Source organism: Acinetobacter sp. 778_lipA, from assembly GCF_058242985.1.
In genome coordinates, this window is the sequence record NZ_JBZAYT010000001.1 from 93,456 (window position 1) to 110,070 (window position 16,615).

The 16,615-nt window shown below is 38.4% G+C and carries 13 protein-coding genes and 1 pseudogene; 8 read left to right on the plus strand and 6 right to left on the minus strand.

What is annotated here, in order from left to right; translation table 11 throughout:
- The first annotated feature begins 281 nt into the window (after positions 1–281).
- From uvrC to AC4CUY_RS00485, 4 genes and pseudogenes are all read left to right on the plus strand, one after another.
- Positions 282–2,081 carry an excinuclease ABC subunit UvrC gene (gene uvrC / locus AC4CUY_RS00470; protein ID WP_336952347.1) on the plus strand — a complete coding sequence of 600 codons (1,800 nt, stop codon included), beginning with the start codon at positions 282–284 and terminating at the stop codon, positions 2,079–2,081.
- Between the two features lie 126 nt (positions 2,082–2,207).
- Positions 2,208–3,002 carry a thioesterase family protein gene (locus AC4CUY_RS00475; protein WP_336952346.1) on the plus strand — a complete coding sequence of 265 codons (795 nt, stop codon included), beginning with the start codon at positions 2,208–2,210 and terminating at the stop codon, positions 3,000–3,002.
- A 105-nt stretch (positions 3,003–3,107) separates the two neighbouring features.
- Positions 3,108–3,695, plus strand: a complete 588-nt coding sequence (pgsA, locus tag AC4CUY_RS00480) for a CDP-diacylglycerol--glycerol-3-phosphate 3-phosphatidyltransferase (protein WP_004718416.1) — start codon at positions 3,108–3,110, stop codon at positions 3,693–3,695.
- A 220-nt stretch (positions 3,696–3,915) separates the two neighbouring features.
- Positions 3,916–5,081, plus strand: a pseudogene (locus AC4CUY_RS00485) (hypothetical protein).
- 102 nt (positions 5,082–5,183) lie between these two features.
- On the opposite strand, the gene AC4CUY_RS00490 reads toward AC4CUY_RS00485, so the two are convergent.
- The 4 genes from AC4CUY_RS00490 to AC4CUY_RS00505 form a co-directional block, all read right to left on the minus strand.
- Positions 5,184–5,402: a hypothetical protein gene (locus tag AC4CUY_RS00490; protein ID WP_336952344.1), complete on the minus strand. Its 219-nt coding sequence runs from the start codon at positions 5,400–5,402 to the stop codon at positions 5,184–5,186.
- Positions 5,403–5,590: 188 nt separating this feature from the next.
- Positions 5,591–6,220, minus strand: a complete 630-nt coding sequence (gene blhA, locus AC4CUY_RS00495; protein WP_419326995.1) for a cell division protein BlhA — start codon at positions 6,218–6,220, stop codon at positions 5,591–5,593.
- Positions 6,221–6,252: 32 nt separating this feature from the next.
- Complete coding sequence (locus tag AC4CUY_RS00500; RefSeq protein ID WP_004718406.1) at positions 6,253–6,660, minus strand: DNA polymerase III subunit chi; 408 nt, start codon at positions 6,658–6,660, stop codon at positions 6,253–6,255.
- Positions 6,653–8,101 carry a leucyl aminopeptidase gene (locus tag AC4CUY_RS00505; RefSeq protein WP_336952343.1) on the minus strand — a complete coding sequence of 483 codons (1,449 nt, stop codon included), beginning with the start codon at positions 8,099–8,101 and terminating at the stop codon, positions 6,653–6,655. Before AC4CUY_RS00505 ends, AC4CUY_RS00500 begins: the two co-directional genes overlap by 8 nt.
- A gap of 144 nt (positions 8,102–8,245) precedes the next feature.
- Here AC4CUY_RS00505 and lptF point away from each other — a divergent pair, with 144 nt between their 5' ends.
- The 4 genes from lptF to AC4CUY_RS00525 all read left to right on the plus strand — a co-directional run bounded on the left by lptF (position 8,246) and on the right by AC4CUY_RS00525 (position 13,327).
- Positions 8,246–9,346 carry an LPS export ABC transporter permease LptF gene (lptF, locus tag AC4CUY_RS00510; protein ID WP_336952342.1) on the plus strand — a complete coding sequence of 367 codons (1,101 nt, stop codon included), beginning with the start codon at positions 8,246–8,248 and terminating at the stop codon, positions 9,344–9,346.
- Complete coding sequence (gene lptG / locus AC4CUY_RS00515; protein WP_336952341.1) at positions 9,346–10,416, plus strand: LPS export ABC transporter permease LptG; 1,071 nt, start codon at positions 9,346–9,348, stop codon at positions 10,414–10,416. The genes lptF and lptG overlap by 1 nt, the downstream gene beginning before the upstream one ends.
- Before the next feature lie 154 nt (positions 10,417–10,570).
- A complete protein-coding gene (gene gpmI / locus AC4CUY_RS00520; protein ID WP_336952339.1) occupies positions 10,571–12,118 on the plus strand; it encodes a 2,3-bisphosphoglycerate-independent phosphoglycerate mutase in 1,548 nt (515 codons plus the stop codon).
- 30 nt (positions 12,119–12,148) lie between these two features.
- Positions 12,149–13,327, plus strand: coding sequence for a S41 family peptidase (locus tag AC4CUY_RS00525; protein WP_336952337.1), 1,179 nt, complete (start codon positions 12,149–12,151; stop codon positions 13,325–13,327).
- Between the two features lie 285 nt (positions 13,328–13,612).
- On the opposite strand, the gene AC4CUY_RS00530 is transcribed toward AC4CUY_RS00525, so the two are convergent.
- Both AC4CUY_RS00530 and AC4CUY_RS00535 read right to left on the minus strand, forming a co-directional pair.
- Positions 13,613–15,028 (minus strand): sigma-54-dependent transcriptional regulator, encoded by a 1,416-nt coding sequence (locus AC4CUY_RS00530; protein WP_336952336.1) that lies wholly within the window; start codon positions 15,026–15,028, stop codon positions 13,613–13,615.
- Positions 15,029–15,045: 17 nt separating this feature from the next.
- Positions 15,046–16,614, minus strand: coding sequence for a sensor histidine kinase (locus AC4CUY_RS00535; protein WP_336952335.1), 1,569 nt, complete (start codon positions 16,612–16,614; stop codon positions 15,046–15,048).
- Between the last annotated feature and the right edge of the window lies 1 nt (position 16,615).

The following is a 16,615-nucleotide window of genomic DNA, read 5'->3' on the forward strand; positions in this document are numbered from 1 at the left end:
TTCTCGAAATTTTGGTTTTATTTCATTTCTATAAGAAAGTTGATGTTTTATGTGAATCGATCACAAAAGATATTCATAATCTAATCTGTCAGATCAACAGTAATACGATTGTTTAGATTTTAGTTGCAATATTAAGGATAAGTTGCTTATCTATCAGTCATTTGAAAAATAAAAATCAAGATCTTATTCAATAGAAAGAAAAAGTAATTCACTCAAGTAGACTTGAAAAATGCATGATCTAACTACATCATCCATTTATAGTCCAAATTTAAAAGCCTACTGTGAACGAAAACGCACGTGAAAATATCGAAAAGATTCTAGCCAATATGACGACGCTACCTGGTGTGTATAAAATGCTGGGAAAAGATGGTGAATTATTATATGTCGGAAAAGCCAAAAATCTAAAAAATCGCGTACTGAGTTATTTTGTAAAAACCATTGAACACCCGAAAACACAGGCTTTGGTTGCACGTATTTATAATATTGAAACTCTCGTAGTCCGTTCTGAAACTGAAGCCTTATTACTCGAACAGAATCTGATAAAACTGCATCGCCCACCGTATAACATTATGTTGCGCGATGATAAATCTTATGTCTATATTTTTGTCTCCGCAGATAAACCTTATCCGCGGATTGCTTCAGGACGAGGCAAAGGCAAACATCAAGTAGGTAAGTTTTTTGGACCCTATCCAAGTGCTTATAATGCAAGAGACACACTTTTAGTACTACAAAAACTATTTAATGTCCGGCAATGTGAAAACAGCTATTTCTCACAGCGTAAACGTCCATGTTTACAATATCAGATTAAACGTTGTACTGCGCCTTGTGTGGGTTTGATTTCACCTGAAGCCTATAATGAGGATGTACAAAATTCGATTCGTTTTTTAAATGGTGATACCAAAGAGCTGAACCAAGAATTGATCCAAAAAATGGAACAGGCAGCAGAAAATCTAGAATTTGAAAAAGCAGTTTTTTTTCGGGATCGTATGGCCTTACTCCGTGATGTACAAGCACAACAAGCCATTTATAAAGTCAAAGGTGAAGCTGATATTCTTGCGATTGCCTATCAAGCGGGTGTGACATGTGTACAGATTATGCATGTACGTAATGGGAAAATGCTGGGCGGGAAAAGTTATTTTCCAGATATGTTGGATGATGATTTGAGTCAAATGCTGTCTGATTTTATCGCCAATTTCTATTTCCAAGTTGCAGACGAGGTTCCAGCCGAACTCATTGTTAATGTAAATGTTACAGATCGAAAAGAATTGGAAGAAGCTTTACATCAGCAATTTGAAAAGAAAATTCAGATTAAACATAATGTTCGAGAAACTCGTGCTGAATGGCTGGAATTGGCTGAGATGAATGTTCAGCATGCGATTAAAGGAAAACTAGCCAATCATTTAGAATTAAATGAACGCTTTCATCAACTAGAACAAGTCTGTGGTCGTCCTATAGATCGTATTGAATGCTTTGATATTTCTCATACGATGGGCGAAGCGACCATTGCATCATGTGTAGTTTTTGATGCAGGCGGAGCACGTAAGCGAGATTATCGTCAATTTGCAATTGAAGATATTACAGGTGGTGATGATTATGCCGCGATGCGGCAAGCGTTAACACGCCGTTATAAAAAAGCCATGTTACCCGATTTGTTACTGATTGACGGGGGCAAAGGGCAACTTCATATGGCGATGGATGTTATGCAAGAGCTTGGCTTAGATGCATTTATGGTGGGTGTATCCAAAGGTGAAGGACGTAAACCCGGTTTAGAAACACTACATTTTACCGACGGCACTAAGATTCAGCTTCCCGAAGACCATAAAGCACTGCATTTGATTCAGCAAGTCCGTGATGAAGCGCATCGTTTTGCAATCACCAAGCATCGTGCTAAGCGAGATAAACGTCGTGGAGGATCGGTACTTGAGGCTATTCCGGGCTTAGGTCCAAAACGTCGTCGTGATTTACTGACTCATTTTGGTGGGATTCAGGGGGTACTTAAAGCTTCTGAACATGATTTAAAAAATGTTCCAGGTTTGGGTGATGTTATGGCACGAATGATTTATAAAGTGTTGCATGAATAACGTCGTTATTGTTCTCGATGATGAGTAGCATTTGCCAAAACAACCATTGACGCATGAGTCACTGATCATTTTCATCTCGCGTCAAATATGAAACAGTACAGCAAAGATCGAAAAATTGGACGGATCATGTCATTAGAATCACTATTTCAGCAGATTGAACAAGAAGAGTGGATTGATATTCCTCAAGGGTGGTTGCAGGGGCGCACGATCTTTGGCGGTCTTGTAGCGGGTATGTTGGTTTATAAAGCAATTGCAACCATTCACGATCCAGTTAAAAAGTTGTTGAGTTGTAGTGTCACTTTTGCTGGGCCTGTTGAAGAAACACCAGTGAAATTAACTGCTGAAATCTTGAGACAGGGTAAATCAGTCACTACAATTGAAGTCAGACTGTGGCAGAATGAGGCTGTGCAAAGTATTTTAATTGCAAGTTTTGGTAGCCAACGCGATTCTAAAATTCAAGTATCTTTAGAGCCTCAAGCCCCTGATTTTCCGCCACTTGACCAGATTAATATTGTCCCTAAATATTTACCCTTTCCTGAGTGTGTAAAGAACTTCCAGCTGGCATGGACTGAAGGGAATTATCCAATGTCAGGTAGTAAGCAGCCTGATTTTTCAGGTTGGTGTCGTTTTGACCCTGAGCTACATGCCAATCGAGCAATGAATGTTTCAGATATCATGACCTTAATGGATGTTTGGCCACCTGGTGTATTGCCGATGTTTAAATTGCCAGCACCTGCAAGTACACTAACTTGGCATGTGACGTTTATCCATCCTTTACAAAATCAGTTGAATGATTGGTTTAAGTATAAAGTGTTTACAGACTTTGCTGAGCATGGATATGCAACTGAACATGCCTATCTTTGGGATGAACAAAATCGACTCATTGCGATTGCAAGACAGACGGTTACGGTATTTACCTAGTCGACAGTTTAATGTGAATCGTTTAAAGTACTAAGGAAATAGAGCTTTACTCTAAATTATTATTTACCTTCATTCGGGTAAGTAGGGGACTCACTGGCGGTGTCTATGACTACAGGTCGTATCCTGAATATTCCAAATATCTTGACGCTTGCTCGAATCGCGTTAATTCCTGTTTTTTTAATTATTGCCTATTGGCCACCTGCAATTGGAGTGGCTGGACATACAGGTGGTATGACGCGTCATATTATCTTGACTGCAATTTTTGTTGTTGCTGCAGTCACAGATTGGTTTGATGGTTATCTAGCAAGAACTTTAAATCAGACCTCAGCTTTTGGGCGGTTTTTAGATCCAGTTGCAGATAAATTAATGGTGGCAGCAGCACTGATTGTGTTAGTGCAGTGGCAACCATCAATCACTATGGCATTTGCTGCAATTGTGATTATTTCACGTGAAATTACAGTTTCAGCACTACGTGAATGGATGGCTGAATTAGGTGCGCGTACCAATGTAGCAGTCTCCACGGTAGGTAAATATAAAACAGCCTTTCAGATGATTGCGATCACGGTGTTTTTATTAAATTGGCAACCGCTTGAAATATTGGCTTATGCTTTGTTATATACCGCTGTCATTTTGACACTCTGGTCGATGTTTATTTATTTAAAAGCAGCGTGGCCATATTTAAAACAGCCTTAATCTGCGCAATATAATGCAGTATATAGATCAAAGCCTTTCTCTCGTGAAAGGCTTTTTTTGCGCTTGAAAGTTAGTACAATAGAAAGATTGATGAAAACCAATACAAATCGTTAAACATCACCTTGTGCTATATTGAAAATTAATCAAATTACAAGAAACACTGTAACTGGAATATTGTGAAACACGTCATTGCAGGTGCAGGTAAAATTAAGGAATATACATGGCAGCATTGCTTTATTTATCGAATCAAAATTTGTATTTATTGGATGGAAATAAAAGTATTACGGTTCAATGCCAATCCATTGACTTATATAAAAAGAATTTAGTTGAGATTCAACAACGTAAAGATTGGAAAACCAAAGGTACGGGTGCACAGTTCATGCGAACATCTTCACAAGATGATGAGGTGGATTTAACCCATATTTTCCCAACAGATGTAGCTCTGACCGCTGATCATAAAATGATTTATACTGCTTGTTTGCAAGAAGGCACTTCGATCAACATCAAATCATTGACAGATTAGATTTACAAGAAACCGAAGGCTTAGTGTTAAGAAAGAATGATTTTGTGGTGCAGGACATGGCTTATGATGAGTCCAAAAAGCGTTTAGCACTATCTGTTAACACACAGGGCTATGAACGACATATTTGTATTCTACCTTTAGACGCCAATCGAACACAGTATTTGACCGAAGGAGATTGTCAGGATTCAAATCCATGTTTTGATCCACGAGATACCATGCAGTTATATTATGATTCGTGTGGTTTAGCCTATGGTGAACACCGTATTGCCTATAGTCCCAAAGAAATTTTTCATTTGGATATGACAACAGGCGAGTTGCAAACAATCGCTTCAGATCCAAAGTTTGATTTCTTTAAACCAAAAATGGATGGGCTGGGTAATTTGTATTTTATTAAACGCCCCTATTCCCGTGATGGTTCTCCTCAATCTCCCTTAACGACATTTAAAGATATTATTGTTGCACCCTTTAAAATTATTCGTGCGATTGTAGGGTGGTTAGATTTCTTTACTCAACGCTATACAGGTGAATCATTAAAAACAACGTCTGGAAATAATCCAGCCAAATCGCAACAAAAGTCAGAAGAAGAACTATTTGTTGAAGGTAATTTGATTAAGGCTCAGCAAAATTTAGAACGTAATCAGAAGGCGGGCGAAAAATATCCTGGGATGATTCCAAATTCGTGGGAGTTGATCAAAATGACAGCTTCTGGTGAAATGATTGTATTAAAAAAAGGTGTGATGAGTTTTGCTTTAAAAGACAATTCTATTTTTTATTCCAATGGAAAATATTTGGTTGAAATTGATCAAAACAACAATGAGAACTTGAGGGTTGAAGCAAAGCTAATTTCAAAAATTATCTGTTGAGGTCTTGTTTTTCTACACTACATTTAGATAAATCAAAGCCGAAATGAGACTTTGGTTTATCTTAGAAATTGCTTTGAGAAAGAGACAAAGTATCAGGCTTAATTAGTTTTTGATAATGGTCAAAGAGGTATGTTCAAAGCGTGATTTTAGTTTGTGTGTATCTGTCAGTGAGAACATCCCTTTTTCAGACTCCCGAGAAAGAAATACTGAAAGTGATTGAAAATCTACACGGCTAATCAGTAAGTCTTGTATAGAAACAGTCCATTTTTCACCTGAATGTAGTCGCGCAATTTGGTTCGAAATATGGTTAAGCAGATCCATTTTATTCATCCTGATCCAAGTGATTGGAAAATTTTATCTTGAAAATAAAAATTCACTGAATTGATCACTTAAAATATTTTTAACCTGTACACATAAGCATTAAAGCCATCCGAGATGACTATCATGTGACATTAATATTGCATTTTCGTGACAAGTAAACTTGGATATCCGATTATAATAAATAAACTTTATTTTTTGTCTGCCGAGAAATTCGAATTTGCCAAAATATATTCAATCTCTTCTTTTGCCGCAGTTTGCAGTTTGCTACGTAAAGCATTTAAGCTCTCTTCGATTAGCGTTTCTGCTTCTAACTCAAGACGTAGACGAACACTTTCCAACTCTGAAGTCATTTGTGCATCTGTGATGCGGAATTGCCCATTGGCATAATCTATTGCTGGATAATCAGGATTTTTAGTGTATTTTTCACTATATTCTGAAATTTCAATATCAATTTGTTGACGTAAATTTTGTAAGGTCAATTTTTGATGTTCAAACTGCTGAATTTCATCTTGTTGTAGTTCTAAATTATATGCGTGCTGTAATGCTCTTTTTTCAGCTAAAGATTTTTCAAGTGCCAATTGTCTACGGATACGTGCTTCTTCAATCAGCTGGGCTTTTAGCTCAGCATAGGCTTGTTCAACTTGGAGTTGCGCCACTTGCATTTGGCGTTGGTCATTACTTAGCCAGTCCTGTACATTTGTTGTAGGGCTGAGAAGGTCACAGATGCGGTTAAGGTCATCTACAAAAGTTTGGCGTACGGCTTCAGGCGTATCTAACCAGCGCTTTTTAAAATCTTGACCGACATTTAATGTCACCACGCATCTCCTTGATATAAAATGAGAATGAAGAATTAAAGTTTAAATGTTTGAGGCGAAACACCCATTCGTCGATAGGCTTTATATTTCTCTCGACCAATTTGTTTTGCTGATTCAGCATTTTCAATAATTTCTATAATGTGACTAAATTGTGTCACTTGTTCAAGTGCTTGATTGTTAAAATTAAACACAATCCAGTCTAAAGACTCAGGTAATCTTGAAGAAATACAGATCGGTGCATCAATTTGATCAATTCCATGCGCAATAAAACTGGTTGGATCAAAACTCCATAAACGTTCATCCAGTTGTTGCTGCATTTCTACATCAGGGCAATGCAACCAAACTTTGGCTGCATTTCGTAAAATTTTACGACATAAACGACAGGCACTTTCTACCTGTCGCTCAGGGCTTTTTTCAAATAAATAAAAGCTAATTTTAGCCATTCTTTTGTACACGGTTGGCTATTAACTGCATCAACAATGGTACTGGACGGCCGGTTGCACCTTTATTTGCACCAGAATTCCATGCTGTACCAGCGATGTCTAAGTGCGCCCAACGATAGTCACGGGTAAAGCGTTGTAAGAAACAGGCTGCTGTAACTGCGCCAGCTTTTGGACCACCAATATTGGCAATATCGGCAAATGGCGAATCAAGTTGTTCTTGATAATCGTCATATACGGGCATACGCCATACACGGTCAAATGCAGTGTGTCCTGCTGCTGTAATTTCTTCTGCAAGTTCATCATCTGGTGTAAATAAACCAGAAACGACTGAACCTAAAGCCACCACACAAGCACCAGTCAGTGTTGCAATATCAATCACTAATGCAGGGTTAAAGCGCTTAATATAGGTTAAGGTATCACAAAGGACTAAACGCCCTTCGGCATCAGTATTCAGGATTTCAACCGTTTGCCCACTCATGGTGGTTACAATATCACCAGGGCGAGTTGCATGACCAGAAGGCATGTTTTCAGCAGCGGCAATTGCACCGACAACATGAATCGGGAGTTTCGCTTCACAAAGTGCACGAATCGTACCCAGTACAGATGCTGAACCACACATATCAAATTTCATTTCATCCATGCCTAAGCCTGGTTTTAATGAAATACCACCTGTATCAAAAGTCACACCTTTACCCACGAGCACGATCGGTGCTTGATCAGGATTGGCTTTATATTCAAGCGTAATCACACGTCCTGGACGATCAGAACCTTTGCTTACCGCAAGAAAAGCATGCATGCCTAGATCAGCAAGCTGTTGTTCTTCAAGTACAGTCACTTGTAAAAGCTCAGGGAATTCAGCTGCTAAAGCATGTGCTTGTTCTGCTAAATATTCAGGGAAGCAAATATTAGGAGGGCAGTTGCCTAAGTCACGAGCAAAGTTTTGTCCTTTTTGAACAGCTTGAATAAGCGTGATCTGCTCTGCACTCAGACTCGATTGCGTTGCAATAAATTCAATATTTTCTAAAGTAAATTCATTCTTCTTCGATTTGAATTCATCATAAGCATACGCAGCTTGCGTCAAATTTAATGCAAATAGATAATGTAACTCAGACGGCAAAGCCGAAATATCAATGCTGATTTTTTGGAATTTTTTTTGTGAAGCTTTGATAATGGTTTGTGCGATTTTTGCTAATTTCGCAGCTTTAATCTCAGAGGCTTTATCTATGCCCACTAAAGTACATTGCGTAACTTGAGTTAGCTTTCCGATAAGTGGTAGAGTTTCATTTAAACTTGCTTTGAATTGAGTGTCTTCAATTATGCTGTTCAAGTCATTGATTTTATATATTTCTTGAGCTTGTTTAGCGTTTTCAGAATCCACCAGAATAAATAACGACTGGCTAGATGTAGACGCTGAAAATGACGTATTGATCGTAAGTTTCATGTGTTGTCTTTGTGCCTTTTGTACATTTCAAATCATTAAACCATTGAACCACTTCAAATGGTAGAATTTCAATCTAGTTTTATAATTTTAACTTCGGGTAAACTAGCGCTACATCACGATATTACCCTTATTTGGAAGATTAATTTGATTATTCGACGTTACCTTGTCAAACAAGTCGTTTCGACCTCTCTTGTGGTTGTCACATTATTGACAGTCATTATGATGGGTGGGCAATTGATTAAACGATTTGGTCAAGCTGCTATGGGGCGTGTAGATCCGAGTATTCTGTTGAGTATTATCGGTTTTCGTTTACCTGAGTTTTTGACTTTAATTCTTCCTTTGGGTTTCTTTATTGGATTGATGCTGGTTTTTGGCCGATTATATGTCGATCATGAAATGGCTGTACTGAACGGTAGTGGTATTAGCCGTATTCAAGTCGCTCGATTATTGATTCCACTGACTGTTATTTATTTATGTGTACAAACTGTTTTAATGATCTGGATGTCTCCGTGGGGAATCCGTCAATATGAGCAACTGATTTCTACTCAAGCAGTCCGAACGGGCTTTGATTTGGTTCGGCCACGTGAGTTTATTTCCTCAGGGGCTTATACAATTTATGCCGGCTCTTTATCCGAAGATCGCAAAAATCTTAAAGATATTTTCTTTTATCAACGTGCTGAAAAAGAAGGTAAACCTGATGTTATGATTTTGGCGAAGGAAGCAACACGGATTGAAATTGCCAATGAAACAGCAAGTGTTGTCGATTTAGTTCAAGGCCGCCGTTATGAAATTTACCCTGGAACACCAAAATATAGTCAAACTGAATTCCAAACTTATCGTTTGCGTTTAGAAAATAATAAAGAAGCTAAGTTTGAAAGTGATGAAGTAGAAGGGCTAACTTTTGGTAAATTGCTTGAAAATAAAAATGACCCTGTTGTGGCAAGTGAATTGGGATGGCGCTTATTTGTTCCATTTTCTATCATTGTCGCCTTAATGTTAGCAACAGCACTATGTGAAGTAAGCCCAAGACAAGGTCGTTATCTCAAACTTTTCCCAGCATTATTAATTTTTGCCAGTTTAATTGTGGCGCTCATGGCAATACGAACCCGTATTAGTAAAGATGAGGTGGGTGTTTGGGCATATCCTGCAGTGTTATTATTCTATGCTGCCGCTGCCGCTCTATTTTCAAGAAAGCAGAAATTAGCACCTAAAATTAAAAAGCAAATACAGCGAGTAAAATCATAATGTTAGCACGTAGAATTGTCGCAAAACATGTGACTAAAACCACATTGCTTGCCATGTTGGGTGCTACGGCAGTACTGGCTAGCTTACAGATTTTATTCACCTATTTGGGTGAGTTAGGTGATCTAAAACAAGGCTATACGGCTTGGAATGCATTGCAATATGTTTTATGGGGTGCACCTCGTTATTTGTATGAGATTCTTCCTATTGCAGCATTGATCGGTGCTGTACTGGGTTTAGGTTCAATGGCTTCGAACAGTGAATTAATTGTGATGCGAGCAGCAGGCATTAGCTTATGGCGTATTGTCGGTTGGGTCATGCGTTCTGCTATGCTTTTGGTGATCCTTTCGTTTTTATTAACTCAATTCGTTATTCCCTATACCAATGAACAGGCGAAAAGTATTAAAAGCCATCGTAGTGTAGCAACGCTAGGAGAGGTGAAAGGCTATTGGACACGTGAAGGACAACGCTTTATTTATATTGATTATGCCAATTCAAAAGGGACATTAAAACAAGTTCAAGTTGTCGATTTTGACGATAATTATCGAATGAAATCTTTGTTAAATTCAGAAGAAGGGCAGTTCTTAAAAGAAGGACAATGGAATTTAAAACAAAGTGCTCAAGTCAATTTATTGGCCAATGGTCAAGCTCAAGTTGTAAATAAAAATCAAGAGGATTTAGCACTCGCATTGCAACCTAAATATGTGCATATGGTGACCATTAATCCAGAAGACTTAGCACCTACGCAGTTATTGAGTTTTATGCAATATATGCATGAATACAGTCAAGTACCAAAGACTTATCTTTTGGCTTTTTGGAAAAATGTCGGTTCACCATTTGCTTTGCTTGCATTGGTTTTGATTGCATGTTCATTTATTTTTGGGCCATTACGTCAACAATCGATGGGCTTTCGCTTAGTGATCGCATTATTTGTTGGTCTAGGTTTTTATTACATACAAGACTTCTTGGGTTATGCAAGTTTGGTCTATGCACCTTCTCCTGCTTGGTTTGTATTCTTACCAATTATATTGATGTTTGGCATCGGAAGTTATTTGTTGTATAGAGCAAGATAACTTAATGGATCTGTTTTTTTGAACAATGATCTTTCAGATAGATAAGAAGTTTAGATCATGGCAACTTGTTTTTGCCATAATCTGAGGATAGAGTCTGCCGTAAAAAAACGGTAAGATGTAACGATTAATTTGTAAACAGTAAAGAGTGTAAATCATGACGGATGCAACTGCTGGCAAAATCCCTCACGTTCTAGTGATTATGGATGGTGTGGGTCATCGTGAAGCGGTCGAAGATAATGCGTTTTTAGCAGCAAAAACGCCGAATCTAACCATGATGCAAGACAAGCATCCGCATAGTTTAATTTCTGGTTCAGGTGAAGATGTCGGTTTGCCAGATGGACAAATGGGTAATTCTGAAGTTGGTCATATGAACTTGGGTGCAGGTCGTGTGCTGTATCAAGATTTTACTCGTATTACCAAAGATATTCGGACCGGCGATTTTTTCGAGCATGAAATTCTGATTGATGCTGTAGAAAAAGCCAAATCGGCAAATGGTGCATTGCACATTATGGGATTATTGTCAGAGGGCGGTGTCCATTCTCACCAAGATCATATTATTGCAATGTGTGAGCTTGCTTTGAAGCGTGGGGCAAAAGTCTATTTACATGCGTTCTTAGATGGTCGTGATACACCACCACGGAGTGCAAAACCTTCTTTAGAAAAACTCGATGCGGTATTTGCACAGTATCCAAATCAGGGGCGTATTGCCACCATGATTGGACGTTACTTTGCAATGGATCGTGATAATCGTTGGGATCGTGTGGAACAAGCTTACCGCCTGATGACTGAAGGAGAAGCTTTACGTGTTGTTGATTCAGCCGTTGAGGGCTTAGAGCAAGCCTATGCAGCCAATGAAAATGATGAATTTGTTAAAGCAACCCGTATTGGTGAAATGGCCAAAATCCAAGATGGCGACAGTGTGGTGTTTATGAATTTTCGTGCGGATCGGGCACGTGAAATTACTAAAGCATTTGTAGAAAAAGACTTTGCAGGTTTTGAACGCAAAGTTGTACCCCATCTATCTAAATTTGTGATGTTAACGCGTTATCAAGCGACGATAGATGCACCAGTGGCATATATGCCAGAAGGTTTAAAAAATTCAATTGGCGAATACTTATCTTCTTTAGGCAAAACTCAGTTACGTATTGCAGAAACAGAAAAATATGCACATGTGACCTTCTTCTTTAGTGGCGGTCGTGAAGATGAGTATCCAGGTGAAAAACGGATTCTAATCCCATCACCAAAAGTTGCAACTTATGATCTACAACCTGAAATGAGCGCACCAGAAGTCACCGACAAGTTGGTTGATGCAATCAATTCAGGTGAGTTTGATCTCTTGGTGGTGAACTATGCCAATGGCGATATGGTAGGTCACACTGGCGTGTTTGATGCAGCAGTGAAGGCTGTTGAAGCTGTTGATATCAGTCTTGGTCGTTTATATGAAGCAGTGATGGCAAAGCATGGTCATATGTTGATTACTGCTGATCATGGTAATGTAGAGCAAATGCAGGACTATGTAAGTGGTCAAGTACATACGCAGCATACCACTGAACTTGTACCTTTCATTTATGTTGGACCAACCTCAGCCACGATTGCTGAAGGTGGGGTTTTAGCAGATGTTGCACCGACTATTTTAAGTTTAATGCATCTCCCTGTACCGACAGAAATGCAAGGCCGTAATCTGATTACATTGAAAGCATAAAATTATCATTATTAAAAACTAGGTGTGTGAATGGCTCAAGCTTGGAAATATATTGCTGTATTAACAGGATTGTTGGCCTGTGGAAGCCATTCCGTTCGGGCAGCAGAAAATGCTGCCGCACTTGATTTTGATGGTGATGTCGAAGAAAGTATTGCTGAAGTGCCCATTGAATCGATTGAGCAATTTGTACAAATCTACGGCATCGTCAAAGACAATTATGTTCAGGAAAAACCTGATGATGTTCTGTTTTTGCAGGCAATCAAAGGGCTGGTGGGTGGTTTAGATCGCTATTCGCGTTATCTAAGTCCTGAAGAATATAAACAGTTGATGCAATATACGGAAAGTGACCTTGCGACTGCTGACTTTGAATTGGCTTTTGATAGTCATATTCATCAATGGAAAGTCAAGAATTTACGCGATAATTCAGACTCATTTAAACTCGGTTTAAAAAATGGATTCACCATTTTTAAAATTGAAAATCAAGAACTTAAAAATTTAAATGCCCAACAAGTCGAAGATTTATTACATGGCTCAATTGGTTCAACTTTTCAGTTGCAACTGAATGAAAAAAGCCCAGCAATCACGGTGGTCAGAAATCGCAAATTAGAAGTGGCTGATATAGAGCCGATTATGTTGCATAATCAGGTTTTAGTGCTTAAAGTTAAAGTTTTTCAACAAGATACAGCCAATGAAATTAAACGTTTAATTGAAGAATACAGTACCCAAAAAATGAAAGCTGTATTATTCGACCTACGTAATAATCCAGGTGGTTTACTCTCAGCCGCTGTTGAAACGGCTGATCTTTTTTTAACTCAGGGAACGATTGTTTCTACCAAAAGTCGTTCAGAAGGCAATCAACAATTCCAAGCCTTACCGGGTGATGAGTCGTCCAATACTAAATTAGGTATTTTGATTAATGGTCGTTCAGCATCTGCAGCTGAAGTCTTTACCGCTGCAATGAAAGAACATCAACGTGCTTGGGTTATAGGTGAAAAAAGCTATGGAAAAGGCGTTGTACAGAAGTTATTTCCATTGCCAAATGGGGCTGCTTTGCAAATGACGGTTTCGCATTATTATACGCCAAATGGCAATATGATTGATGGGCAGGGTATTCGGCCTAATTTGGAATATCCATGGACTTTAGATCAAAAAGAAGAAACCTATCTAAATAATGTTGCAGATCAACTATTAAAACATCGTGATAGATAAAGTTGAATGTAAAAGTGAATTCATAACACTGTAGCAGTTTGTGCTACTACATCTGACATTACGTATTTAAATCACGTTGTTTCGGTGATCCTTTAGCTTGTACTGTAAACTAATACAATGCTTGCTTGTTGCTCAGACTGGACATGACCAAATCTTATGTTGAGTAAGGGCTGGATTCAGTACCTCTACTCAACGACGACATCCATGTCGCCACGCTGTAACCATGTAAAAAGCAAAAGCGCTTGAGTTGGTTGATATTATGATGTTGATGGCTATAGGTTGCTTCTATTCATCATCATCGGTATCTAAACCAAACTTTTTCAAACGATAGCGTAAAGAGCGAAATGTCATGCCCAATTTCTTAGCAGCTAAAGTGCGGTTCCAATGGGTTTGATTTAATGCAGATAACAACACTTCTTTTTCGACTTTTTCCAAATATTGCTCCAACCCTTCTTCTGGAATGTTTTGGGCTTTATTCGCGGTGACGATAGGCAAGACTTGACTTTGGATAGGATCACGTGATTCGACTTTGTTGATACCACGATGTGGAGCAGGTTGTAGCTGTTGAATATCAATATAGTCTTCATCACTCATGGTAATGGCTTTTTCAATGATATTGCGTAATTCACGAACATTGCCTGAGTAATGTTGTTGTAAAAGAAAAGCTTTGGCTTGTTCAGTAAAAGACTTGGTTGAAATACGCCACTCTGTACAAATTTGCTGAAGAAAATGGTTGGCTAAAATCAGAATATCACAATCACGTTCGCGCAATGGCGGCAGGACAATATCCATCACATGAATTCTAAAGAACAGATCATGGCGGAATTTACCTTGTTCAACGAATGCTTCAATGTCTTGATGTGTAGCACTGATAATACGGAAATCAACTTCGATTTCGGTATCACTGCCTAAAGGACGAATTTTCTTTTCTTGTAAAGCTCGTAACAGTTTGGCTTGCATGGCCAAAGAAAGTTCTGCAATTTCATCTAAAAACAGAGTACCACCATTGGCAGCTTGAATAAGACCTTGTTTGTCTTGAGTTGCACCTGAAAAACAGCCTTTTTTATGCCCAAACAGCTCACTCTCCATCAAGTCTTCAGAAATTGCACCACAATTAATCGCAACAAAAGGGCTATCACTGCGGTTGCTGAGTAGATGGATGAGATTAGCAACAACCTCTTTGCCTGTTCCAGATTCACCGGTGATAAACACAGGTGCTTGTGAACGGGAAATTTTTTTAATCGATTCTCTTAACTTACGTATCACCTGTGAATCGCCGATGAGCATTGATTCCTCAAGCGGCGCATCGCTGATCGTTTCTCTTAACTGTGGTACATGCAAAGCTTTTTGTAAAAGCTGTTGCAGATGTAATTGGTTAATCGGTTTGCTGACAAAATCAAAAGCACCTGCTTTGAGAGAGGCAATCGCAATTTCCATATTTCCATATGCAGTTAAGACTGCAATAGGCGTTTTAGGATAATGCTGCGATACATGTTTAACCAAATCTAAACCACTGCCATCAGGGAGGTTTAAATCGGTAATACAGGCATCATATTTATATTCACTAAAAAAATATTTGGCTTGTTGTAAATGGTGTGCCATATGCGTTTTGATGCCCATTCGAGAAAGGCTCATTTGCATTAACATACATAAATCTTGTTCATCATCTACAAGTAAAACCAATGGTTGTCGTGTAGTCATATCCCCAAAAACCTAATCTAATCCATGAGTGGGCATTCGATACGGAAGCATGCCCCTTGTTGTTTTTGCTCTACGTAAATTAGTTTCGCTTGATTCGCTTCGCATATCGTCTGCGATAGGTACAATCCTAAACCAGTTCCATTGATTTCGGTACTAAAAAATGGCTGAAATAATTGCGAAAGATCTTGTTTTGTGACGCCTTTCCCATAATCAATCACATCGATATATACGTGTGATTCATTTTTAAACGTTTGTACTAAAATGTGTTCAGCATTTTGATCATTATGACGTAATGCATTACGCACTAAATTGATTAGAACTTGTCGAAGATGAGAATCATCAAAATAGATCCATACATCAGCTTGAATTTCTAATTTGATTTTTTCCTGAGCATCCCCTAAATCATGGCGTAATAAGTCATCAACAAATTCTTGAAAATTAATTTTTGAGGTATGGATCTTTTTATTTTTTGCCATATCTAAGGTATCTTTAATAATATTATTGATACGGATGGTCTGTTTGGTAATCATTTGATTTAAAATGGTTTGCTGTTCTGGGTCACTGCTGATAAACAGGTCGTTGGCCTGGGCAATGGCGGCAAGCGGATTGCGAATTTCATGGGCAATACTGGCCGATAATTGACCCAGTGCGGCAAGTTTGAGTTGTTGTACCTTTTGATTAATTTTTTGTGCATCTTCGAGGACTAAAAGCGTGAGTGCTTGATGCGGAACAATCAATTTTTGTACGCGAATATCGACTGTATACGAGGATTGATGGGATTCAAATTGAAAGCGTTCACCATCACGTAACATGGCATCTTTTAAAATTTCATATAAGTCCGGTTGAAAGCTGGATAAATGATATTGCTCATGTGCGTAAAGTGGTGAAATGCCCAAAAGTAAACAGGCTGCAGGGTTACTGACGATAATTTTGCATTTTTCATCGAGCACCAAATAACCGACTTCAATCTGTTCTAAAATATAGCGGTTAATGTTCTGTAACTTAAATAATTCAAGAGATTGATAGGTATTTAACGACTCTAAAACTTGGAAGCGATTAATTGCAATCTGCCCAATGCCATAAACCATAAAAAATAAAAAAGCCAATAAGGCACTGTTACTAATATTATTTAAATTTGAAAAATCGAAGAAGCTGCCTAAAAACTGTTGGTAAATAATTGCAATCACAGAAACCAGTGTTACGAATAGCGCTTTATTTTTACTAAGCAGAAAATTCGCGGTAAAAACGGCAATGACAAACAAAATGCTGATGGCTAAATTTGGCCCATTGAGGGCAAATACCAAGGTACTTAGAAATGGAATATCAACAATAAAAAAACCAATAAATTGCTGCCCCACACCATGCGGATAGAATTTGAGCAGCATCATTTGCAATGCTGCGATTACAGTAAACGCGGTTAGAGAATAAAAATATAAACTGGGATATTCGTAATGTACGGGTTGGTTTTCAAGAGTAATCAGAAAAATAATGACTAAGCAAAAAGCAATAACCAATCTATAACCTGAATACAGTGTGCCTAGACGGTAAATTGTTTGATAAATAGGAACCGTTACCGTAGGCGACATA

Coding starts and splice junctions, on each gene's coding strand:
- AC4CUY_RS00505 (WP_336952343.1), bottom strand. CDS start 8,101: ATGAAACTTACGATCAATACGTCATTTTCAGCGTCTACATCTAGCCAG.
- AC4CUY_RS00530 (WP_336952336.1), bottom strand. CDS start 15,028: ATGACTACACGACAACCATTGGTTTTACTTGTAGATGATGAACAAGAT.
- AC4CUY_RS00525 (WP_336952337.1), top strand. CDS start 12,149: ATGGCTCAAGCTTGGAAATATATTGCTGTATTAACAGGATTGTTGGCC.
- AC4CUY_RS00535 (WP_336952335.1), bottom strand. CDS start 16,614: ATGTCGCCTACGGTAACGGTTCCTATTTATCAAACAATTTACCGTCTA.
- AC4CUY_RS00500 (WP_004718406.1), bottom strand. CDS start 6,660: ATGGCTAAAATTAGCTTTTATTTATTTGAAAAAAGCCCTGAGCGACAG.
- lptG (WP_336952341.1), top strand. CDS start 9,346: ATGTTAGCACGTAGAATTGTCGCAAAACATGTGACTAAAACCACATTG.
- AC4CUY_RS00490 (WP_336952344.1), bottom strand. CDS start 5,402: ATGGATCTGCTTAACCATATTTCGAACCAAATTGCGCGACTACATTCA.
- gpmI (WP_336952339.1), top strand. CDS start 10,571: ATGACGGATGCAACTGCTGGCAAAATCCCTCACGTTCTAGTGATTATG.
- AC4CUY_RS00475 (WP_336952346.1), top strand. CDS start 2,208: ATGTCATTAGAATCACTATTTCAGCAGATTGAACAAGAAGAGTGGATT.
- pgsA (WP_004718416.1), top strand. CDS start 3,108: ATGACTACAGGTCGTATCCTGAATATTCCAAATATCTTGACGCTTGCT.